Here is a 22,004-nt window from a genome sequence, read left to right on the forward strand (position 1 = left end):
CGCGGCCCCTCCTCACTCCCTTGTCGCACGATTCGGCGCCGATGCGCGCCGCATTCAGCGCCAACGGTAGTTGAAGCTGATGCTGATCCGCTCGCTATCGGCCTGGTTGAGCGGGACTTCATGCCGCAGCCAGCTCTCCCACAGGAGCAGCGTGCCCGGCGCCGGCGCCTCGTAGACGAAGGCGCGCTGGGCGATGTCGGCCTTGGCCTTGCGCGGCGGCGCCGCCATCATCAGGCCGTGGCGCGGATCCTCGAACTTGAGGGCGCTCGACCCGGCCGGCGTCGAGACATAGCAGGTGCCGCTGATCACGGAGCGGGGATGGATATGCGCCGTGTGGACGCCGCCGGGCGGCAGCACGTTGACCCAGAGCGCGTCCAGCTTCAGCTTCTCGCGGCCGAGATCGAACTCCAGGTCCTTGGCGAAGGCATGGACATGGGCGTCCAGGGCCTTCACCAGCCTCTTGAACGCGGGATAGCGCCAGGGCAGATCCTCCAGCGAGGCATAGGAGGTATAGCCGGGATAGTCGTGCCTGCGGCACCAGGCCTGCCCGGCCTCGTCGTCCTCGGCGAGCGAGCGGCAGGTGGCGTCGAGCTCGGCCAGCGGCATCGCCGCCTCGTCGAGCTCGGCGCGATAGACCTTGGTGACGAACAGCGTCTTGGTGCTGGCCATGGCGATCGGCTCGATCCGGGCGCGGGGCGGATGCGGGATCCGCTCCGCGGCGGGTCAGCGCAGGCTGCCGCAGAACCGCTGGATGCGCCGGCCCGCCTCCTCCAGCAGCTCGTTGGAGGTGGCGTAGGACAGGCGGAAGTTCGGCCCGAGCCCGAAGGCCGAGCCGTGCACCACGGCGATGCCCTCGGCTTCGAGCAGCTCGGTGACGAAATCCTCGTCGCTGCGGATGACGTGGCCGCTCGGCGCGGTCTTGCCGATGGTGCCGGCGCAGGAGGGATAGACGTAGAAGGCGCCCTCCGGCGTCGGGCAGGTGAGGCCCCGGGCCTGGTTGAGCATGGAGACGACCAGGTCGCGCCGCTCCTCGAACGCCTTCCTGAAGCGCGGCAGGTGCTCCTGCGTGCCGTCCAGCGCCTCGACCGAAGCCCATTGGGCGATGGTGCAGGCGCCGGAGGTCTGCTGGCCCTGCAGCGTGTCCATGGCCTTGACCAGCGCCAGCGGCCCGGCGGCGTAGCCGATGCGCCAGCCGGTCATGGCATAGGCTTTCGAGACGCCGTTCATGGTCAGCGTGCGCTCGTAGAGCGCCGGCTCGACCTCGGCCGGCGTGACGAACTTGAAGTCGCCATAGACCAGGTGCTCGTACATGTCGTCGGTCAGCACCCAGACATGGGGGTGGCGCACCAGCACGTCGGTCAACGCCTTCATCTCGGCATGGCTGTAGGCCGCGCCCGAGGGGTTGGAGGGCGAGTTGAGCACCAGCCACTTGGTCCTGGGCGTGATCACCCGCTCCAGCTCGGCGGCGGTGAGCTTGAAGCTCTCCTCCAGCCGGGTCATGGCGAAGACCGGCGTGCCGCCGCACACCGAGACCATCTCGGGATAGCTCACCCAATAGGGCGCCGGCACGATCACCTCGTCGCCGGCGTTCAGCGTCGCCATGAAGGCGTTGAACAGGATCTGCTTGCCACCGGTGGCGACGATGGTCTGGGCCGGCTTGTAGTCGAGATTGTTCTCGCGCTTGAACTTGCGGGCGATGGCCTCGCGCAGCGGCGTGATGCCGGACACCGGCGGATACTTGGTCTCGCCGCGCCGGATCGCCTCGATGCCGGCCTGCTTGATGTTCTCGGGCGTGTCGAAGTCGGGCTCGCCGACCGACAGCGAGATCACGTCCCGCCCCGCCGCTTTGAGGTCGCGCGCTTTCTGCGTCACCGCGATGGTGGCGGAGGGCTTGATGCGCGAAAGGGCGTCGGAGAAGAAGGCCATTGCAGGCGAGCTCCACAGGATTGAAGGGCAGCGCGGCGCGCCCTCGAGCGATCGGCGGCGCGGCACGAGGCCCGGAGGGCAGCCCCCGGGTCCACGCGCGTCCTGATTAGTCACGCAGCCGCGGCGGTTCAAGGACAAAGCCGCGGCGAAACCGCGCACGCGGCGGCTCAAGACAAAGCCGCGGCGAAACCGGGCATAAACGGATGGGTGCTATGCAGGCCCATGGCATCCCGGCTCTTCACCGCCCTGCGCGACGGCACCTGGCTCACGGCGGAGCGCATCCGCGTCTATCCCCTGATCGTCCTCGTCATGTCGGTCCTGGCCTTGGGCCATATGCTGGCGATGTCGGACGGGCTCAACGCCGCGGACGGCCAGCCGATCGGCACGGATTTCTCCAACGTCTATGCCGCCGGCGAGCTGGTGCTGGAAGGCCGCGCCGCCGACGCCTACGACTGGACGGCGCACCACGACGTCGAGCAGGCGGTGTTCGGGCCGGCGACGCCCTATTACGGCTGGCACTATCCGCCGATGTTCCTCGCCGTCGCCGCGCTGCTGGCCCTCATGCCCTATCTCGCCGCGCTCGCGGCCTGGCAGGGCGCGACATTGCCGCTCTATCTCCTGAGCATCGCCGGCATCGTCCGGACGGCGCCGGACGGCGCGGCGCGGCCGGGCCCGGACTTCGGCCGCTTCTGGGCGGTGCTCGCCTTCCCCGCGGTGTTCATCAACATCGCCCACGGCCATAACGGCTTCCTCACCGCCGGCCTGTTCGGCTTCGGCCTGCTGCTGCTCGACCGGCGCCCGGTGCTGGCCGGGCTGCTGCTCGGAGCGCTGTGCTACAAGCCGCAATTCGGCCTGCTCGTGCCGCTCGCCCTGGTCGCCGGCGGACGATGGCGGGCGATCGCGGCGGCCGCGGCGGCGGTGCTCGGCCTGAGCGCCGCGGCGACGGCGCTGTTCGGGCCGGACGTCTGGCGCGCCTTTGCCGACAGCCTGGCGCTGACGCGCAGCGTCGTGCTCGAGCAGGGCGCGACCGGCTGGCACAAGATCCAGACCGTGTTCGCCGCCGCCCGCGCCCTCGGCGCCGGCGTCGAGCTGGCCTATGGCCTGCAGGCGATCGTCACGGCGGCCGTCGCCGCCTGCGTCGTCCTCGTCTGGCGTTCCCGCGCGGCGTTCGAATGGAAGGCGGCGGTGCTGCTCTCGGGATCGCTGCTGGCGACGCCCTACAGCCTCGACTACGACATGGTCGTGCTCGGCCCGGCCCTCGCCTTCCTGGCGGCCCGGGGGCTGCGCGACGGCTTCCGGCCCTATGAGCGCTCGCTCCTGGCCCTGGTCTGGATCACGCCACTGGTCGCGCGCATGACGATGTGGGCGACCGGCGTGCCCTTGGGGACGCTGGTGCTGCTCGTCCTGTTCGCCTTCGCCGCCGCGGCCGGCCTGGGCGGGATTGCCGACCTCGACCGGCGGGGGCGCGAGCCCGCTTTCGGCGCCGCCGGGCCGGCAGGGCCACCGTCGCGATATTGACACAACTTCTGCGAGGCGGGGCCGCGATTGCGACCAACCGCCGCCGGGATCGTCGGCCAATTTATTCGCCATGGGCATGGAACCGACGTCCGGTGCGGCCCGTTGAAGTTGCGAGGCGTGCGAAAACACACCGCGCGCCGACAGTGGTGGACGTATCGGTTGCGGCAAGTTCAGGGCGGCATCGCCCATTGCTCGAGGAACCCTAGATGACCAGCGTCGATCGTGCCCTGCGCCTCCCCCGCCCCCAGACCCGCGCCATGCGCGTGTCTGCCGACGAGGCGGCGCGACAGCTGATGATCTCCGTCTGGCTGGTGGCGCTCCTCGTCGCCGCGACCGCCGTAACGGCGACCGCCGGATTTTTCGCCTGACCCCCCTCACGGTGAAAGACAGAAGACGGTCGTCATGAAGCGCCGGATGGTTCCCCCAACCATCCGGCGTCTTTCCTTGTCGAGTCTGTCCCGGCGAGGCCGATATCCCTGCCGAAACCAGCGGATTCGGCCGCCATTTCCTCTTGCCAGGCTAAGCAAACGGCGCGAGCATTCCGGCAGCAGGGCTTCGCGATCCTCCGGGCCCATCCGCGGGCGAGATGCCGAAACCCTGCCGAGCGCGCCGCAGAGCGCGCGCGAAGGTCGGGGGTGACAACGCGGTTTGGCAGGAGGCAACGCCATGGCTGACAGCAATGGATCGATGGACGGCAGAGGTCGCGGGGGTCCGCGATGCATCGCCCTCGTGGGCCCGTTCCAGAGCGGCAAGACGACCCTTCTCGAAGCCATCCTGGCGCGGATGGGCGCGGTGCAGCGGCAGGGCTCGGTGAGCGCCGGCACCAGCGTCGGCGACGGCGGCGCCGAAGCCCGCGCCCACGCCATGAGCGTGGAGGCCAACATCGCTTCGGTCGATTTCATGGGCGACACCTACACCTTCGTCGACTGCCCCGGCTCGGTGGAGTTCCTGCCGGAGATGCGCGGCGTGCTGCCGGCGATCGACGCGGCGGTGGTGGTCTGCGAGGCCGACGAGAAGAAGGTGCCCGCCCTGCAGCTGGTCCTGCGCGAGCTGGAGGAGCGCAAGATCCCGCGCTTCCTGTTCCTCAACAAGATCGACAGCGGCAGCCAGAGCGTGCGCGACACGCTGCCCGTGCTGCAGCCGGCCTCGCGCGTGCCGCTGCTGCTGCGCCAGATCCCGATCTGGAAGGACGGCATCGCGGTGGGCTATATCGACCTCGCGCTGGAGCGCGCCTTCATCTACCAGGAGCATGCGGCTTCGCGCGTGGTCGAGATCCCGCCGGACGAGCGCGACCAGGAGAAGGAGGCGCGCTTCTCCATGCTGGAGCGGCTGTCCGACCATGACGACCGCCTGATGGAGGAGCTGCTCGAGGAGGTCGAGCCGCCGCGCGACCGGGTGTTCGACGACCTCGCCCATGAGCTGCGCGACGGCCTGGCCGTGCCCGTGCTGATCGGCTCGGCGCTGCACGGCAACGGCATGCTGCGGCTGATGAAGGCGCTCCGGCACGAGGCTCCCGGCATGGCGCAGACCCTGGCGCGGCTCGGCGTGCCGGCCGGCGGCGACCCGCTCGGCCATGTCATGAAGACCATCCACACCGCCCATGCCGGCAAGCTGTCGCTCACCCGCGTTCTGCGCGGCGGCTTCCAGGACGGGGCCGTGCTCACCAATTCGGCCGGCGACAGCGGCCGCGTCGCCGGCCTGTCGCGGCTGATGGGCCAGACCGCGCAGAAGGTGCCCGTGGCCGCGCTGGGCGACACCGTCGCCCTCGGCCGGCTCGACATGGCCCGCACCGGCGATGCGCTCAGCGCCGGCAAGCCGGCCAAGCCGCTGCCGGCGCCGCCCCTGCCCGCGCCGGTCCTCGCGCTCGCCCTGCACGCCCGCGACCGCAAGGACGACGTCAAGCTCTCCGCCGCCCTGCAGAAGCTGACCGATGAGGATCCCTCGCTCATCGTCGAGCAGAACACCGAGCTCGGCGAGACCATCTTGCGCGGCCAGGGCGAGATGCATCTGCGCGTGGCGGTGGAGAGGCTGTCCTCGAAGTTCGGCGTGGCGATCGAGGCCTATCCGCCGCAGGTCGGCTATCGCGAGACCATCCGCAAGGCCGCCAACGGCGTGCGCGGCCGCCACAAGAAGCAGTCCGGCGGCCACGGCCAGTTCGGCGACGTGGTGGTCGACATCGCGCCGCTGCCGCGCGGCGAGGGCTTCGCCTTCATCGACAAGGTGACGGGCGGCGCCGTGCCGCGCCAGTACATCCCCTCGGTCGAGGAGGGCACGCGGCAATATCTCCGGCGCGGGCCGCTCGGCTTCCCCGTGGTCGATGTCGGCGTGACGCTGACCGACGGCTCCTACCACACGGTCGACAGCTCCGACATGGCCTTCCAGATGGCGGCGCGCATCGCCATGAGCGAGGCCATGCCGGCCTGCCAGCCGGTGCTGCTGGAGCCGGTGCTGTCGGTGCAGATCTCCGTGCCCTCCGAGGCCACGGCGAAGGCCAACGCCATCGTCTCCTCCCGCCGCGGCCAGATCCTCGGCTTCGACGCCCGGGACGGCTGGGACGGCTGGGACGTGGTGCAGGCGCTGATCCCGGAATCGGAGATGACCGACCTGATCATCGAGCTGCGCTCGGCCACCGCCGGGGTCGGCACGTTCTGCGCCAAGTTCGACCATCTCGCCGAGCTGATCGGCCGCCAGGCCGACCAGATCGTCGCGTCCAGGCAGGCCGCGCAGTAGCGCCCGCGCCCGTTCCGCTACTGGCGGGGCGGGCGTCTGCCGCTGCGCGAGACCCTTTTCGTTGGCTCGGGGTCACGCATACGCTCGCGCCAGCTCGATCGCTGCGCGATGATCGGTCTTGCCGATCAACGCGCAATGACAAGATCCTCGATCCGGATCGGGAAGCGCCGGACGCGCTTGCCGGTGGCGTGCCACACCGCATTGGCGATCGCGCCCACTGTCCCCGTGATGCCGATCTCGCCGACACCCTTCACGCCGAGCGGATTGACATAGGGGTCCTCCTCCGGGATCAGGATCGCATCCAGAGCGGGCACGTCGGCATTGACGGGCACGTGGTACTCGGCGAGGTCGGCGTTCATGATCCGCCCGGTCCTGCGGTCGGTGATCGCCTCCTCAAGCAACGCAAAGGAAGCGCCCCAGATCATTCCGCCGAAATACTGGCTGCGCACCAGGCGGGGATTGATGATGCGGCCGGCCGCGAAGGCGCCGACCAGGCGGGTGGCACGAACCTGGCCGAGATCGGGATCGACCTTCACCTCGGCGAAGACGGCGCCGTGCGAGAACATCGCGTGGGCCTGGGCAGCCGCCGGATCGCGCATGGCCCTCGCCGTGCCGACCACCTGGGCCCGGCCGGCGCGCTTGAGGATCGCGGCATAGCTTTCGCCGTGGCGGTCATCGTCGCGGCGATGCAGCCGTCCGCCGCGGGCGACCACGCCGATATTGCCGGCGCCGAACAGCGGCGACCGGGGATCGGACGTTGCGAGCTCGGCGAGCCGGGCGATGGCATCCTCGCCGGCATTGTTGAGCGCAAGCCCTGCGCTGGCCGTATGGCCGGAGCCGCCGGCTATGCCGCCATCCGGCAGGCTCGACCGGCCGGAGTGGAACTCCACCTGGTCGGGATCGAGGCCGAGCGCCTCGGCGGCGATCTGGGCGAGAGCGGTCCAGGCCCCCTGCCCCATATCGGCGCCTGATGTCTCGACCAGCGCGGTGCCATCATCCCGAAGCGTCGCGCGGGCCTCGGCCGGGAAATGCGGGCAGTGGAACACGGCGGTCCCCATGCCCCAGCCGACAAGGAAGCCGTTTTCATCCCGCATCTGCCGCGGCTGCAAGGGACGGCCGGACCAGCCGAAGCGCTTGGCGCCTTCGGCATAGCATTCGCGCAGCGACTTGGAGGAAAAGGGCCTCCCGGTGCCGGGCTCGGTCTCGGCATAGTTGGCGAGCCTGAACTCGAGCGGATCCATGCCGCAGGCATGAGCGGCTTCGTCCATCGCGACCTCGAGCGCCGCCGATCCGGAAGCCTCCCCCGGTGCGCGCATCGGCCCCGGCGTGCCGATGTCGAGCCGCAAGCCGGTGTGCTCGGCAAGGATGGCCGGGCTCGCATAAAGCGGCAGCGAGGCATTCGCCGCCGGCTCGATGAAATCGTCGAAGCTGGAGGTGGCGCAGAGGGCATGATGATGCAGCGCCGTGAGATGCCCCTCCTCGTCCATGCCCAGGCGCAAGGTCTGCCAGGTGCTGCCGCGATGCCCGACAGGCCCGTACATCTGGGCCCGCGTGAGAACGAGCTTGACGGGCCGCTTCAGCATGCGCGCCGCCAGGATAGCGAGGATCTGCGGTCCGTTGAGGATCGCCTTTGAGCCGAAACCGCCGCCAAGAAAGGGCGAGCGGATCAGGATGTTCTCGGCCGGAATGCCGAAATAGGCCCCGTAGGCCACGCAGCTCAGGGCCATGGCCTGGTTGGGCATGTCGAGGGTCAGGTGGTCACCATCCCACTGTGCCACGACGGCGTGAGGCTCCATGGCGTTATGGTATTGCGGGGGCGTGACATACTCGGCCTCCGTGATGACGCTGGCCGCTGCAAAGCCTGCTTCGAGATCGCCATGGGCTGTTCTGGCGGGAGCGCCGACGCCGACAACGGCGAGATCGTAGCGCAGGCCGCTCTCCGGCGTGGTTCGGGCGCTCGCGACGTCATAGCGGGGATTGAGCAGGAGGGCGCCTTCGGTCGCCGCTTCCAGCGTCTCACCGATCACCAGCGCGATCGGCTGGTTGGCATAGCGCACCGTGTCGTCCTGCAACACTTCCACCCGGAACCCGAAGGGCGCCATCTTCTCGTTCGGATCATGCGCCAGGGGCGGCCGGTTGGCCGGCGTCATGACCTCGACGACCCCAGGATGGGCCTTGCCCGCATCGACATCGAGGAACGTCACTCGCCCGCGAGCAATGCCGCTGACGGCCGTGACGGCATAGAGCATGCCTTCGGGATGGTTGTCGGCGGCGAAGGTAGCGCGGCCGGTGACCTTGAGCGGACCGTCGCGGCGCGTCAGGGGCTGGCCGGCATTGGAGCCATGGCGGCGGTACGGGGTCGGTATGGTCGCGGCCTCATGCGGCATGGATCGCTCCGGGGCTGGTGGAGAAGGGCGAAGCCGGCAGCGCGGGCATGACGTCCGGCGTTCCTTCCGATGCGAGGGCCAGCGCACGCGCGCAGATGCGGCGCGCCAGTTCGATCTTGAAGGCGTTGTCGCCGGATGGCCGTGCTTCGGCGAGAGCCAGTTCGGCCACTCCAGCGAAGGCGGCTGCCGAGGGCCGGGTGCCCTCCAGCAAGGTCTCGGCCTCCCGAGCCCGCCAGGGCTTGGGCGCGACACCGCCGAGCGCAAGGCGCGCCTCGCGGATCACCCCGTCCTTCATGTCCAGCGCGACGGCGGCCGACACCACTGCAAAGGCATAGGAGGTTCGTTCGCGCAGCTTCAGGTAGCGCGCATGCCGTGCGAAGACGCCCGCCTGCGCGGGAAGCCTCAGCGCGACGATCAATTCGCCGGGTTCCAGCGCCGTCCCCCGTTGCGGCGTGGCACCGGGCAGACGATGCAGGGACTCGACGGCGATCTCGCGCGCACCACGAGGTCCTTCGACTTCGATCACGGCATCCAGCGCCACCAGCGGCACGCAGAAATCGGAAGGATGGGTGGCGATGCAGGCCTCGCTCCAGCCGAGCACGGCGTGAAGCCGGTTCTCGCCCTCGCGTGCGTCGCAGCCCGAGCCTGCGGCGCGCCGGTTGCAGGCGCTGGCGCGATCATGGAAATAGGCGCAACGCGTCTGCTGCAGGAGATTGCCGCCCACGGTTGCCGCATTGCGGAGCTGGGCGGACGCGCCCGACAGCAGTGCCTCGGCGACGGACGGGAAAGTCCGCGCGAAGCGTGGGGCATAAGCGAGGTCGGCATTGCGAACGAGCGAGCCGATGCGCACGCCGCCATCGGCAAGCCATTCGGTTCGGTCGAGGCCGGGTAGCCGCGAGATGTCGATGAGGCGTTCGGGCCTGGCTACGCCCACCTTCATCAGGTCGAGCAGATTGGTGCCGCCGGCGAGATAGGCCGAGCCCGGCTCGGCGCCGGCAACCACCGCCTCCGCAAGGGTGGAGGGCCTGACATAGTCGAAGCGGTTCATGCCGCGTTCCTCCGATGACGCTCGGCGAGGATCTTCTGCGCGTCCTGCACGGCCTCGGTGATGCCCTGATAGGCCCCGCAGCGGCAGATATTGCCGCTCATCAATTCACGGATGCGCTCGGGATCGTCGCCCGCCTGGCCTTCCGAGATGAGGCCAACAGCGCTCATGATCTGGCCGGGGGTACAGTATCCACACTGGAAGGCGTCGTGAGCGATAAAGGCCGCCTGGACCGGATGGAGCTCGGGACCGTCAGCGAGCCCTTCGATCGTGATGATCTCGGCGCCGTCGAGGCTGGCGGCGAGCGCGAGGCAGGAATTGATGCGCCGCCCGTCGACCAGCACGGTGCAGGCGCCGCACTGACCGCGGTCGCAGCCCTTCTTGCTGCCGGGCAGATCCAGACGTTCGCGCAACAGATCGAGCAGCATCACGCGTGGGTCGTCGAGATCCATCGCTCGTGACTGGCCATTGACGGTGAAGCTGATGGAGAGTGACATGAGGCGAGTACTCCAGTCAGTGTTTGTGATGTCTGGATCAGAGCCCCGAACAAGCTGATGGGATGCGAGGGAAGCCATCCAACGCGAACGCTTCGTAGGGGCTGGATTCGAAGCGCGCTTCCTCGCGCGTCTTTCCGATCCGCCCCTTACTTATATGGAGCTTGCCTCCGTTTATCAAGGGGGCGAAACCGTCCGAAAGAACCTGTTTGAAAGAAGATGGCTGCTGAGACCGCAAAACCGACCCGCAAGCTGCGTGCCGATTCCATCCGCAATCGCGAGCTTCTGCTCGAAACAGCAACGCAAGTCTTCAGCGCCGGCGGCCCGCAGGCGAGCCTGGAGACGGTGGCACGGCAAGCCGGGGTTGGCATCGGCACGCTCTATCGACATTTTCCGACGCGCGAAGCGCTGTTCGAAGCGGTCTATCGCCACGAGGTCGATCACCTCGGCGACCTTGCCGAACAGCTCGCCGGCGGTGGCAACCCCGTCGAGGCCCTCCGGACGTGGCTGCATGCCAATGTCCGCCTGGTCGCAACCAAGAAGGGCATGATCGAGGCGCTCCAGCTGGTCGCGCATGGCTCGTCCGACCTGAAGGCCTATTCTTTCGAACGCCTGAGCGGCGCAATCGGCCTGCTCCTCGATCGGGCGATCGCTGCGAACGAGATCCGGCCTGACGTGCCGCCGGACGATATCCTGCGCACTCTTGTCGGCATCTTCTACTCGCAGGGCACGAGCGAATGGCAGTCGAGCGCGCTACGCCTCGTGGATATTTTCGTCGACGGATTGCGCAAGCGCTGAGGCAGCAGCGATTTTCAGATCGGACGCTGCGCAACGGTCGCTAAGCCGTCGATCCCCAGCGCACGGTGCAGTTCAGCGTCGTGCTGTGCCCGGCGTCCGCCGTCTTCTCGTGGCGTTCGATCAGGTCGATGATGGCGTCGATGAAGGCGGCATGGTCGAGGCTGAGGGTGGTCAGGTCGTGGCTCTCCCAGGCGGCCATGGCGATGCCGTCCTGGCCGACGATGGCGACATCCTCCGGGATGCGCCGACCGAGCACGCTGCGCGCGGCATCGCGGGCGCCGATCGCCATGACGTCGTTGCCGCAGACGATCGCATCGACCTTGAAGCGGCGCAGCAGCAGTACCGCCTCCTTGAATCCGGCCTCATAGGAATAGTCGCCGAGCGCCTCGGCCTCGAAGGCGAGGCCATGCTGCGCCAGCGCATCGGCGAACCAGCCTCGGCGCAGCTTGTCGATCCAGCTCGAGCCGCGGCCGGAGAGATAGGCGAAGCGCCGGCGGCCGTCGCCGACGACCTTGGCGATGACCTCGGCGGCTGCCCGGGCGCCGTCGATGCGGATGTGCGACACCGCCGCGTTCTGCAGCGGCTCGAACGATACGATAATCGGGCGGGTGGTGTGGAAGATGTCGACGGCATCCTGCATCGACACCATGTCCGAGAAGACCACGACATGGTCGACCTGGTAGGTCGAGGCCAGGCGCATGAGCTGCAGCCGGTCCTCATGATCGCCGCAGCACAGGATGATCGGCAGGAGCTGGCGCGCCTGCAGGCGGTGGACCAGGAGCTGCTGCTCCTCGGCCTCGCAGGGATTGCCGATGGCGTTGACGACCAGGGCGACGAGGCGCGAACGCTGGTTGTTCAGCGAGCGGGCAATCGCGTTCGGCTGGTAGCCGTGCTCGCGGGCGGCGGCGAGGATGCGCTCGCGCGTCGCCCGGCTGATGCGCGAATCCGGCGAGAACGCCCGGGAGATCGTCGCCGAGGAGACGCTGGCGAGCTTGGCCAGGTCCTTCGAGGTGATGCGCTTCTTGGTCATCGTCTCCGATGGCGTCCTAGCTGGTCTCTGCGCCGATGCGGATCGACGCTCCGTCCTGCGCGGCGGAGGCTTTTATCCCATCCCAGAGCCGCGCGAAACGCAGGCCGTTGTCGACCGTCGAGGAATTCGGCGCCGCGCCGGAACGGATCGCCAGGAAGCTCTTCATCGGATTGTCGCGGATCTCCGCCTCCTCCCGCACCGCCGCCCGTCCCGCCACGCTGATCTCGCGCCAGCCGCCCCAGGCGTCGATCCGCACGATCGCCCCGGCATAGAACAGCGTGATGTGGGAGGCGCAGCCGGGCGGCCCCTCGCCGGCCGCGGTAAAGGTGACGAGCGCCCCGCCTTCGAGCCGGGCGGAGACGGCGCAGACGATGTCGACCGGCTTGCCGCGATGGCCCATATAGGCGGAGACGCGGTCGAAATCGGCGTCGGCCAGCAGGCACACCGTGTTCATCATGTGGGCGCCGGTGTCGAACATGAAGCCGCCGCCCGACAGCTCCGGGCGCTGCTTCCAGTGGCCGGCATAGGCGTTCGACCAGCCTTCCCAGATGACAGCGGCGACGCTGACCAGCTCGCCGAACTCCCCGCCCCTGGCGCGGCGCTGCGTGTCGAGCACCAGCGGGGACAGGCCGCCCTGGAAGGCGATCACCACGGTGGCGCCGCTCCGGCGCTGGGCCTCGACCAGCCGCTGCGCCTCCGGGACGGTCGTCACCATCGGCTTCTCCAGCAGAAGATCCAGCCCGGCCTCGACGACGGCGATCGCCTGCTCGGCATGCAGCGCGTGCGGGGTCGACACATAGACGGCGTCGAGCTCGCCGGCGCAGGCCGCCAGCATCCCGCGAAAATCCTCGAACCCGTGCGGAGCCGGCCGGCCGGCGGCCGTGCAGATCCCGGCCAGACGGGCAAGGGAGGCGCCGCTGACATCCGCCGCGGCGACGAAGGCGACCTCCGGCATGTGCACCCAGCCCCTGGCATAGTCGGCGGCCTTCAGCCCGGCACCGATCACTCCGAGCCGCATTGGACGGGACATGTCCGCTTTCTCCCTGGATTTGTGCACACGGTTACACAAACCGTCTCTGGCCGCAATCCATAAAATCATTCATGAAATCAAGATATTGATCGGATAAGCGAGAATCCTAAAATCTGATCTTGCCGGAACTGGAAACACGTGTACAGTTTTGGCCAGGCCAACGAAGGGTGGCCGCGAAGCAAAAACGGAGGGACGAATGAGGAAGGCGCTCTGGGCAGGCCTGTTGGCCGCCGGACTCGGCCTGGCTGTCGCGGCGGCGCAAGCCGAGACCATCCGCATCGCCAATCACGGCCAGGCGGGCATCGACGCGATGAAGGCGACGGTGGCCGTGATCGAGAAGAAATACGGCGTCACGGTCGAGGTGGTCGAATATCCCTCCCCGGACAAGGACTACGTCACCAAGCTCCTGACCGAGCTCGGCGCCGGCAACGGGCCCGACATCTTCTCCGTGCCGAGCACCAGCTTCGTCGCCGACATGGCGGCCGCCGGCTATCTCGCGCCGATCGGCAAGGAGCTGAAGGCCTGGGAGGGCTACGACCATCTCTACGACGTCGCCAAGCATTTGGCGGTCAGCCCCGACGGCGAGACCTATGTCCTGCCCTCCATGCTCGGCATCCAGCAGATCTATTTCCGCCGCGACGTCCTGGAGAAGGCCGGCATCTCCACCGAGCAGCCCAAGACCTGGCAGGAGCTGATCGACCGCGCCAAGGAGATCAAGGCCAAGACCGGCCAGTACGGCCTGCTGTTCCCGGCCGGAATCTCCTGGGGCAGCGGCGCCTTCGAGGAGGGCTTCCAGCACCTCCTCGTCGGCTCCAAGACGCCGCAGCTGGCCACCGCCGACGGCAAGCTCGACCTGTCCGGCGAAGGCATCCGGGACGTCTTCGACGTCTACAAGCAGTTGATCGACAACGACCTCATGCCGATCCAGCCGCTGCTCGGGCCGGAACCCTGGGTGATCCCGAAATACGAGATGTTCCCGGCCGGCAAGGTGGTCGCGACCACCTGCGGCTCATGGTGCTACATCTTCGACTGGGGCCGGGAGAGCAAGAACCCGATCCCCAATGTCGAAAAGGTGGTCGGCACCTGGACCATTCCCGGCCAGAACGGCGGCCAGTTCGTGCTCGCCAACCTGGCCGCGCCCTGGGCGGTCAATGCCAAGGCGGCGAATGTCGAGCTCGCCAAGAAGGTGCTGTTCGAGATCGGCTCGCTGCCGACCGAAGTCTCCTATGCCGCCCATATCGGCAACATCCCGGCACGCAAGGACGCCGCCGCCGATCCGGAGTTCCAGAAGCTGACCGAGCTGGTGCCGATCCATGCGGCGGCCGACAAGGGCGTCTTCCTCAAGCAGGCGGCCGGTTTCTCGGCGGTGTCGGAGGGTGTCGGGCGGGCGACCGAAGCGCTGCTACGCAAGCAGACCGACGCAGCCGGCGCCCAGAAGATCCTGATCGACTATGTCAAGGAGGTACTCGGCGACGACGCGGTGAAATGACCTCCCCGTCAGCTGCGATCGCCGTTCGAGGGGAGAAGCGGCAGACCCCCGCCGCTTCTCCCACTTTTTGTTTCGATAAGAGCATAGCGAATGCCGGGACGTGCCGATGACGTCCAAACGTGGCCACATGGGCGCTAAGATGAGGCACAGGAATAGCCGAGCGAGAAGAGCGCGCCTCCCCTCTCCCGGCCGGGAGAGGGGTAGGGGTGAGGGACTAGACTTTTCCGGATGGGGCGAAGCCCGCGGCTTCCGTGATCTCGCTCGTAGCGCCTTGCTGGTGTACCGATTAGACCCTCACCCCTGCCCCTCTCCCGGCCGGGAGAGGGAGTGGCCGGCGTCGCGCCTGCAGCACTCATTCGCGAACCAGCGTCCAGATTGCGCGCTGACCGAAAGCCATGGCCTCACCGCGTCCAGGCCATGCCCATGACCTATGAGAGGCGCGTCGCCTGGCAGTTGCGGCTGATCCTGCTGCCGTCGGTGCTGCTGCTCCTGGCCTTCGTCATCTATCCCGCGCTCTATTCGGTCTATCTCAGCCTCACCAACGAGGCGCTCACCGGCGCCGCCGCGCTCAACCCGCGCTTCGTCGGCACGCGCAACTATGTCCGCCTGTTCAACGACGCGAAGTTCTGGAACTCGCTCCTGGTGACGCTGGCCTTCGTGGTCGGATCGGCGATCGTCGGCCAATTCGTGCTCGGCCTGGTCTCGGCCATGCTGCTGCGCCGGCCGCTCCGGCTCAAATCCATATTCAATTCGATCATCCTGTTGCCGAACGCCGTGCCGGAGGTCGTCGCCGGCTTCATGTGGATCTCGATGCTGGCGGGCGGCGAGCGTGCGACGCTCAGCCGGATCGTCGCCCTCTTCGGCCTGGAGCCGAGCGACTGGCTGCAGACCTTCCCGCTGACCATGATCATCATCGTCAACACCTGGCGCGGCATCGCCACGGCGATGATCCTGCTCACCGCCGGGCTGAGCGCCGTCTCCGAGGAGATCTACGAGGCCGCGCGCATGGACGGCGCCACGCCGCGGCAGATGTTCACGCGCATCACCCTGCCGCTGATCATGCCGACCATCTTCCTCTACATGCTGGTGTCGACGGTCTCGACGATCGCCATCTTCGGCTTCGTCTATGCCCTCACCCGGGGCGGGCCGGGCGGCGCCACCGAGCTGATCAGCATCTACATCTACAACCAGTCCTTCACCGCCTTCCAGCTCGGCTTCGGCTCCGCCGTCGCGGTGGTGACGCTCGCCGTCGCGCTGGTGCTCGGCATCCTCTATGTCCGCGCCCTCAAGGTGGAGGTCTGAGATGGCGGGGGCCTATCAGCCGCTTGGCCGGGACGCGCGGCGCGGCGATCTCCTCGCCTATGCCGGCCTGTCGCTGATCTCGATCTACTGCGCCATCCCCTTCTTCTGGGTGCTGCTCGCCTCCTTCGACGGCAACGCCTCGCAATTCCTGCGCTGGCCGCGCGAATGGACTTTCGGCAATTACGTCAAGATCTTCGCCCAGGAGGACGGGACGCGCTGGGTCCTGAACTCGCTCTTCGTCGTCGGCAGCGCCACGCTGATCGTCATGGTGCTGGCCGGGCTCGGCGGCTATGCCCTGTCGCGCAGCCGGGCCTGGTGGAAGCGGCCTTTCCTCTACACCATCCTGCTGGTGCGCGTCCTGCCGGCGACCGCGCTGGTGGTGCCGCTCTACAAGGTGCTGCTGACCGCCAACAACGGCCTCGGCGCCGTGGTGCGCACCGTGTTCGGCAACGAGGCCGCGCGGCCGATCATGCGCCATATCGGCTTCATCGACGGCTATCTCGGCCTGATCCTGGTGCTGGCGACGATGCAATTGCCGCTGGCGCTGTGGATCATGAAGACCTTCTTCGACACGGTGCCGCGCGACTACGAGGAGGCGGCGCTGATGGACGGCGCCACGCTGGTGCAGCGCATCCGGCGCGTGCTGGTGCCGCTCGCCCTGCCCGGCCTCGCCGCCGCCGGCCTGTTCGCCTTCATCTCGGCCTGGGGCGACTTCCTGCTGCCGCTGATCCTGCTCTCCTCGCCCGACCTGCAGACGCTGCCGCTCGGCCTGTTCCGGGCCTTCCTGCGCGTCAACACCATCGACTACGGCTTCCTGGCGGCGCTCGCCTTCGTCTACATGCTGCCGGCCGTGATCGCCTTCGGCTTCGCCCGCCGCTTCCTGGTCCAGACGTTCTCGGGCGGGGTCAAGGGCTGATGCAAACCAGGATGGATCGCCCGCCATGGCCGTGATCGAGCTCAGGACCGTGCGCAAGTTCTACGGCGCGCTCGAAGTGATCAAGGGCGTCGACATCCGCGTCGAGGATGGCGAGTTCGCCGTGTTCGTCGGCCCGAGCGGCTGCGGGAAGTCGACGCTGCTGCGCATGATCGCCGGCCTGGAGAGCATCGACAGCGGCGACTTCCTGCTCGACGGCAAGCGCATGAACGACATCGCGCCCGACAAGCGCGGCATCGCCATGGTGTTCCAGTCCTATGCGCTCTATCCGCACATGACGGTGGCGGAGAATATCGGCTTCTCGCTCGACCTGAAGAAGGTGCCGAAGCCCGAGATCCGCCGCCAGGTCGAGGCGGTCGCCGGGACGCTGCAGCTGACCGACTATCTCGACCGCCGGCCGGCGGCGCTCTCCGGCGGCCAGCGCCAGCGCGTCGCCATCGGCCGCGCCATCATCAAGAAGCCGTCCCTGATCCTGTTCGACGAGCCGCTCTCCAATCTCGACGCGGCCCTGCGCGTGCAGATGCGGGCAGAGCTGCAGCGCCTGCACCGCGACTTCAAGGCGACGGTCGTCTACGTCACCCATGACCAGGTCGAGGCGATGACCATGGCCGACCGCATCGTCGTGCTCAACCGCGGCACGGTCGCCCAGGAGGCGCCGCCGATCGCGCTCTACCACCAGCCGGACAATGCCTTCGTCGCCACCTTCATCGGCTCGCCGCGCATGAACCTCATCGGCGTGACGCTGGCCCGCCCCGGCAACGGCTCGGTGCGGCTCGAGGCCGCCGGCGGCTGGGCGATCGAGCTGCCCGACCCCGGGCCGTCGCTGCCTGCAGGCCCGGCCCGGCTCGGCGTCCGGCCCGAGCACCTGAAGCTCGCCAACGGCGCCGGCCGCGATTTCGAGGCCGAGGTCGCCGTCGTCGAGCGGCTCGGCGTCGAGACCTACCTGTCGGTCGGCCCGCTCGCCGACCCGATCGTCGCCCGGGTCGAAGGCGACGTCGCCATCCGCCCGGGCGACCGCATCGGCCTGACCATCGACCGCACCGCCTGCCACCTGTTCGGCGCCGACGGCAAGGCCGTCCGCCGCGCCTGACGATCTCGCCACGCCCTAGAGGACACCATGACGATCAAGGTCACGATCTGGAACGAAGGCCGCCACGAGCAGCTGCATCCCCCGGTGCGGGCGATCTATCCCGACCGGATCGACGGCGCGATCGCGGCGGGCATCGCGCATCCGGATTTCCTGATCCGGCGCGGCACGCTGGACGATGCCGACGAGGGGCTGCCCGTCGCCCTGCTCGAAGACACCGACGTGCTGCTCTGGTGGGGGCACATGGCGCATGACGAGGTGAGCGACGGGCTGATCGACCGGGTGCAGCAGCGCGTGCTGAAGGGCATGGGCCTGGTCGTGCTGCATTCGGGCCATCACTCCAAGCTGTTCCGCCGGCTGATGGGCACCAATGCCAACCTCTCATGGCGCGAGCTGCCGGAGGGCGACCTCGAGCGGGTCTGGGTGGTCAACCCTTCGCACCCGATCGCCGAGGGCCTGCCGCCCTTCTTCGAGATCGAGGCGTCGGAGATGTATGGCGAGCCCTTCGACATCCCCCAGCCGGACGAATTGCTGTTCATGTCCTGGTATTCCGGCGGCGAGGTCTTCCGCAGCGGCTGCACCTTCCAGCGCGGCCGCGGCCGGATCTTCTATTTCAGCCCCGGCCACGAGACTTTCCCGATCTACCACAACCCGCTCGTCCACCGCGTCATCGCCAACGGCATCCGCTGGGCGGAGCAGGCGCATCGCGACGGCCGCATCCTCGCCAACTGGCACCGGGCCGAGCCGATCCACGCGAGGCCGGTGGGCTAGAGCGTTTTCCAGCGAACCGGCCCTCGGTTCGCGCCAAGACAATGCGTCAAAACAAAGAGATAGCGAGCGTGATCGATTCAACTCGAAGCGATTGCGCCCTAGCGGCGAGCGTTCCGCTCTTACGACTGGCCCACAGGTTCGAAGACCACGTCGACGCTTCCTCCCGATCCGTCCAGGCCGAGGCGGTCAAGCGGCAGAAGCGTGGCATCCGGCCTGAGCCTATAGGTTCTATAGCCCATGCTTTCGATTGTATTTATGTAATCTTCCCACTCCGACTTGGAGGCTTCCCAGAGTTTTCTCGTGTTCACTTCGGATACGATCGTCGGCTTATGCCGTCGAATGAAATTCTGCGCTCCGGCAACGAACAAAGGTCCGGTGCCTTCGACGTTCAGCTTCATGCAGTCGACGTGGCTTTTGACCGATACCGTCAGATCGTCCAGGCGGCGCATGGGCACGGCATTGTCCGCGCCCGTCGGCTCGGACGAAATGGAGCGTCGCGCGCCTCCATCGGGCACCGGCACCGAGCCGTCTTCGTCGCCGAGGGCGATCCGATGAGCTTCAACGAAAGCGCCGAAACCGTTCGCCTCTATCGATTTCAAGAGGTAGCCGTGGAGCAGCGTCTGGGGCTCGAACGCGATGACGCCCCCGTCGCCGAGCCCCTTATACACCTGGGCTGCCCTGAGAACGAACCATCCGGCATTCGCGCCGGCGTCGAGGAACGTTCCGCCCGGCGTCAACTTGGAGAGGATGAACTTGGTCATGCCGTCATCTCTCTCCCATCGAATGATTCCGTGTGATGCGGAATCTCCGAGTCGCAACCAGAGCATGGGCCCGGACGGGTGCGGGAACAGCACCCATTTGTCATGAAGGCCCTCCCAATTCGGGCCTCTGTCGCTCATGACCGCATGACGATGCGCGACCGGCAGCACCTTGGCCACGCCTTCGGCGCCACGATGCGATCTTGCAAGTTGATCGATCGAAAGGGAGGCCCGATTCAACCCTCCGATCGAGCCAGACTCGGATATAGCCTCGATCGAATCGTCAGTCTTACTTGATGTCAGATAAGGCATCAGTGCGTTTTTTTGCTTATTTCTCTTGATTATATCTTGCAATCTGAAGTAAGCGAGCCTGCTGCGATTGTGAGTATCGGACCCTGTGGTCGAAGCCAGAAATCTCTTGATATCTTCCAGGAACTTGCGATCCGAAAACTTCGAGAAGATCTTGAGCAAGCCATCAACGGTGAGGTCGTCCGCGACAATGCCGGCCTTGGTGTAAGCCTCTCCGAATTGGAACGGAAGCACGACGACAGGTTTCGCAGCAGCCAAGGCCTCGAGCGCGATCGTGCTTCCAGTGGTGATCACGCCGTCAATTCGCGCGAAGACCTCGTTGAGATCGCTTCGCCTGTCAAAATCAACAAAGTCATGACGTGAAAGGTCATCGTAGAGATACGGTGCGGCAGGATGTGGACGAATGATGGTATCTAAGCCACATTGTTGCTTCAGCTGCAGGACGATCTCGGAGATCTCGGGGTGAAAATGCGTCTGAGGCGCCAAGAGCACGCGCCGATGCTTCCGTGTCACCGGCCTGTATCGGATACGGTCGATTTTCGGCAGCGAGGCAGCAACAAAGCGTGGGTCGTCCTCGACGGCGGCCTGGAAGAACGGCCCATATGTCAGGAACGCGTCGAAGCTCGACAACTCTTTGTACCGGCTCCAGTATTGGAAAAATCCGTGCTGTGCGCCAACGATGGCCGGTCGTTCCGGGATACGCTGCATCGCCGCATGAAGATTCACCTCCAGGTCCGACAACACGGTCGCGAGCAGAACGACTTCGGGCTTCTCCGCGGTGACTGCGTCGACCAATCCCTTCATTGCATCTTCACGCCCGGGATCAACGATATGTTTCCAGCGCGCGCGTGACGGGGCAGGCCACTCGACATCGTCAGCGGCGCTCGGATCCATCAGAATGGTACCGGCCGCGCCACCCTTCGCCTCGACGAAATCGAGCAACGGATCCCAGTTCAATATTGCACGGCCCGTCGATCCAGCCACAACAAGACGCATGTTCGAGCCATGATCCTCTGTCGAGCAAGATGTGCTCATCGGGCGAGAACCGCCCACGCCCCCTCCGCCGCAGCGCATCACCTGGGTCAGCCCCCTGATCAGAGGCGCGCGGGAACTCACTCTTTTTTGACCTAACCATAGGGCAAGTCAATCCGGCAACTCCTGCCGCCGCGGGGGCCTATGCCGATCGAAGGGCCGAAGGTAAGGTCCCCTGCACCCGTTGCCGGCGCAGGGGAGGCTTCCATGAGAATTCCGGTCGAGGAGGCATTGCTCTATGCAAGCCTCGCGCTGATCGCCGAGGACATGTATCGCGGCGGAGCCACGACGCTCACCCCGGCCGCAGATCCGCGCCTGGCGAGCCTGGGCTGGTCGATCGCCAGCTATCTCGTGGTCAACGAGCCGGTCCTGAACAGCGACGGCGGCAACCACACCCTTCTCAATGTCGATCCGAGCTCGAGCGTCTTCTTCGGCTTCGTGGCCCGAAGCCAGGCGAGCCCCGGGCGCTATGTCGTTGCCGTCCGCGGAACCGCCAATGCGGTCGAATGGGTCGACGACGCGGTGTTCATTCCGCGCAAGCACGATTTCTACAGCGACTGCCAGGTCGAGACGGGATTCTGGCTGCTCTACAGCACGCTGCGGGCCATCGGCCTCCCGCCGGTCGCCACCGCTGGCGTTCGTGCCGCCGATGCGATCGTGGCGCTCGACCAGGCGGACTCGATCACGGTGGTGGGCCATAGCCTGGGCAGCGCGATCGGCACCTACCTGGTGGAGGAGCTCTGCCGGAAGGGGGCTCCCGCCTCGGCCTGCCTGTTCGCGTCGCCGAGAACGGGCGACCAGGCCTGGATCGACCGGTTCCAGACGTCGGTCCCCGCCTACGAGGTCCTCAACTATTTTCTCGACGTGGTCACGCACGTCCCGACACGACCGTTCTACCAGACATTGCAGAACGCCACGGTCCTGCTGCCGCTCGCGCAGGCGGCGGATCCCTACGTGTCGACGCAGGCCAACATCCGTTTCGACGCCGGCTGCGATCACCATCTGGTCTGCTATCTGCAGATGCTGGCCGGCGCCGCCGGTGCCGCGCCCCTCGATCCCACCCAGGATGCGCCGCTGGTCACCTCCTGCCTCGCCGGCGCCGCGCCGCCCTATGACCAGACGATCGAGGTGATCGCGAACGCGGCCCTGGCCGCCGACAAGATCGGCTCGTCGATCTTCGCCGTGCTCCAGGGCTTCCTGACGGCGCGCCCGCCGCTCCTCGAGGCCGCGGCCAGGCTGGGGACCGAGCGCTTCACCTTGGCCTCCGGCAAGCCGTTGCCGGCAACCTGGCCCGTCCGCTTCGACCGCCCGACATGAGGGATGCGCAGGGACGAGGCGCGGGGGGACAAGCGCTCCGATCTGCG

Annotated in this window: 18 protein-coding genes; 10 read left to right on the forward strand and 8 right to left on the reverse strand. The window is 67.4% G+C overall.

What is annotated here, in order from left to right; all coding sequences use genetic code 11:
- Positions 1-54 precede the first annotated feature (54 nt).
- Together QO011_RS19870 and QO011_RS19875 are read right to left on the reverse strand one after the other, a co-directional pair.
- Positions 55-669, reverse strand: coding sequence for a TIGR02466 family protein (locus tag QO011_RS19870; RefSeq protein WP_307275369.1), 615 nt, complete (start codon positions 667-669; stop codon positions 55-57).
- Between the two features lie 54 nt (positions 670-723).
- Positions 724-1,926, reverse strand: coding sequence for a pyridoxal phosphate-dependent aminotransferase (locus QO011_RS19875; protein ID WP_307275371.1), 1,203 nt, complete (start codon positions 1,924-1,926; stop codon positions 724-726).
- A 222-nt stretch (positions 1,927-2,148) separates the two neighbouring features.
- Between QO011_RS19875 and QO011_RS19880 the strand changes: the two genes are divergently transcribed.
- From QO011_RS19880 to QO011_RS19890, 3 genes are all read left to right on the forward strand, one after another.
- Positions 2,149-3,444 carry a glycosyltransferase family 87 protein gene (locus QO011_RS19880; RefSeq protein ID WP_307275373.1) on the forward strand — a complete coding sequence of 432 codons (1,296 nt, stop codon included), beginning with the start codon at positions 2,149-2,151 and terminating at the stop codon, positions 3,442-3,444.
- A gap of 206 nt (positions 3,445-3,650) precedes the next feature.
- Positions 3,651-3,812 (forward strand): hypothetical protein, encoded by a 162-nt coding sequence (locus QO011_RS19885; RefSeq protein ID WP_307275375.1) that lies wholly within the window; start codon positions 3,651-3,653, stop codon positions 3,810-3,812.
- A gap of 298 nt (positions 3,813-4,110) precedes the next feature.
- The gene (locus QO011_RS19890; RefSeq protein WP_307275378.1) at positions 4,111-6,174 is read left to right on the forward strand and encodes an elongation factor G; all 2,064 of its coding nucleotides are present in this window, start codon (positions 4,111-4,113) and stop codon (positions 6,172-6,174) included.
- A gap of 125 nt (positions 6,175-6,299) precedes the next feature.
- On the opposite strand, the gene QO011_RS19895 is transcribed toward QO011_RS19890, so the two are convergent.
- The 3 genes from QO011_RS19895 to QO011_RS19905 are packed head-to-tail and all read right to left on the reverse strand — an operon-like array spanning position 6,300 to position 10,103.
- Positions 6,300-8,561, reverse strand: a complete 2,262-nt coding sequence (locus QO011_RS19895; RefSeq protein WP_307275381.1) for a xanthine dehydrogenase family protein molybdopterin-binding subunit — start codon at positions 8,559-8,561, stop codon at positions 6,300-6,302.
- The gene (locus QO011_RS19900; protein WP_307275383.1) at positions 8,551-9,609 is read right to left on the reverse strand and encodes an FAD binding domain-containing protein; all 1,059 of its coding nucleotides are present in this window, start codon (positions 9,607-9,609) and stop codon (positions 8,551-8,553) included. Before QO011_RS19900 ends, QO011_RS19895 begins: the two co-directional genes overlap by 11 nt.
- Complete coding sequence (locus QO011_RS19905; protein WP_307275384.1) at positions 9,606-10,103, reverse strand: (2Fe-2S)-binding protein; 498 nt, start codon at positions 10,101-10,103, stop codon at positions 9,606-9,608. The genes QO011_RS19900 and QO011_RS19905 overlap by 4 nt, the downstream gene beginning before the upstream one ends.
- A 216-nt stretch (positions 10,104-10,319) precedes the next feature.
- On the opposite strand from QO011_RS19905, the gene QO011_RS19910 reads away from it, so the two are divergent.
- The gene (locus QO011_RS19910) at positions 10,320-10,898 is read left to right on the forward strand and encodes a TetR/AcrR family transcriptional regulator (RefSeq protein ID WP_307275387.1); all 579 of its coding nucleotides are present in this window, start codon (positions 10,320-10,322) and stop codon (positions 10,896-10,898) included.
- Positions 10,899-10,938: 40 nt separating this feature from the next.
- Here the strand turns inward: QO011_RS19910 and QO011_RS19915 are convergent, their stop codons facing one another.
- A complete protein-coding gene (locus QO011_RS19915; protein ID WP_307275390.1) occupies positions 10,939-11,928 on the reverse strand; it encodes a LacI family DNA-binding transcriptional regulator in 990 nt (329 codons plus the stop codon).
- A gap of 16 nt (positions 11,929-11,944) precedes the next feature.
- Positions 11,945-12,958 (reverse strand): Gfo/Idh/MocA family protein, encoded by a 1,014-nt coding sequence (locus tag QO011_RS19920; RefSeq protein ID WP_307275393.1) that lies wholly within the window; start codon positions 12,956-12,958, stop codon positions 11,945-11,947.
- 196 nt (positions 12,959-13,154) lie between these two features.
- Between QO011_RS19920 and QO011_RS19925 the strand changes: the two genes are divergently transcribed.
- From QO011_RS19925 to QO011_RS19945, 5 genes are all read left to right on the forward strand, one after another.
- Positions 13,155-14,447, forward strand: coding sequence for an ABC transporter substrate-binding protein (locus tag QO011_RS19925; protein ID WP_307275395.1), 1,293 nt, complete (start codon positions 13,155-13,157; stop codon positions 14,445-14,447).
- 423 nt (positions 14,448-14,870) lie between these two features.
- Complete coding sequence (locus QO011_RS19930) at positions 14,871-15,749, forward strand: carbohydrate ABC transporter permease (RefSeq protein ID WP_307275397.1); 879 nt, start codon at positions 14,871-14,873, stop codon at positions 15,747-15,749.
- Position 15,750: 1 nt separating this feature from the next.
- Positions 15,751-16,665, forward strand: a complete 915-nt coding sequence (locus QO011_RS19935) for a carbohydrate ABC transporter permease (protein ID WP_307275400.1) — start codon at positions 15,751-15,753, stop codon at positions 16,663-16,665.
- A 31-nt stretch (positions 16,666-16,696) separates the two neighbouring features.
- Positions 16,697-17,773 (forward strand): ABC transporter ATP-binding protein, encoded by a 1,077-nt coding sequence (locus QO011_RS19940; RefSeq protein ID WP_307275626.1) that lies wholly within the window; start codon positions 16,697-16,699, stop codon positions 17,771-17,773.
- A gap of 27 nt (positions 17,774-17,800) precedes the next feature.
- The gene (locus QO011_RS19945; protein ID WP_307275402.1) at positions 17,801-18,541 is read left to right on the forward strand and encodes a ThuA domain-containing protein; all 741 of its coding nucleotides are present in this window, start codon (positions 17,801-17,803) and stop codon (positions 18,539-18,541) included.
- Between the two features lie 119 nt (positions 18,542-18,660).
- Here the strand turns inward: QO011_RS19945 and QO011_RS19950 are convergent, their stop codons facing one another.
- Complete coding sequence (locus QO011_RS19950) at positions 18,661-20,604, reverse strand: FkbM family methyltransferase (protein ID WP_307275404.1); 1,944 nt, start codon at positions 20,602-20,604, stop codon at positions 18,661-18,663.
- A gap of 243 nt (positions 20,605-20,847) precedes the next feature.
- Here QO011_RS19950 and QO011_RS19955 point away from each other — a divergent pair, with 243 nt between their 5' ends.
- Positions 20,848-21,957, forward strand: coding sequence for a lipase family protein (locus QO011_RS19955; protein WP_307275406.1), 1,110 nt, complete (start codon positions 20,848-20,850; stop codon positions 21,955-21,957).
- Positions 21,958-22,004: the final 47 nt, after the last annotated feature.

The sequence above is a fragment of the Labrys wisconsinensis genome, from assembly GCF_030814995.1.
Classification (GTDB): domain Bacteria; phylum Pseudomonadota; class Alphaproteobacteria; order Rhizobiales; family Labraceae; genus Labrys; species Labrys wisconsinensis.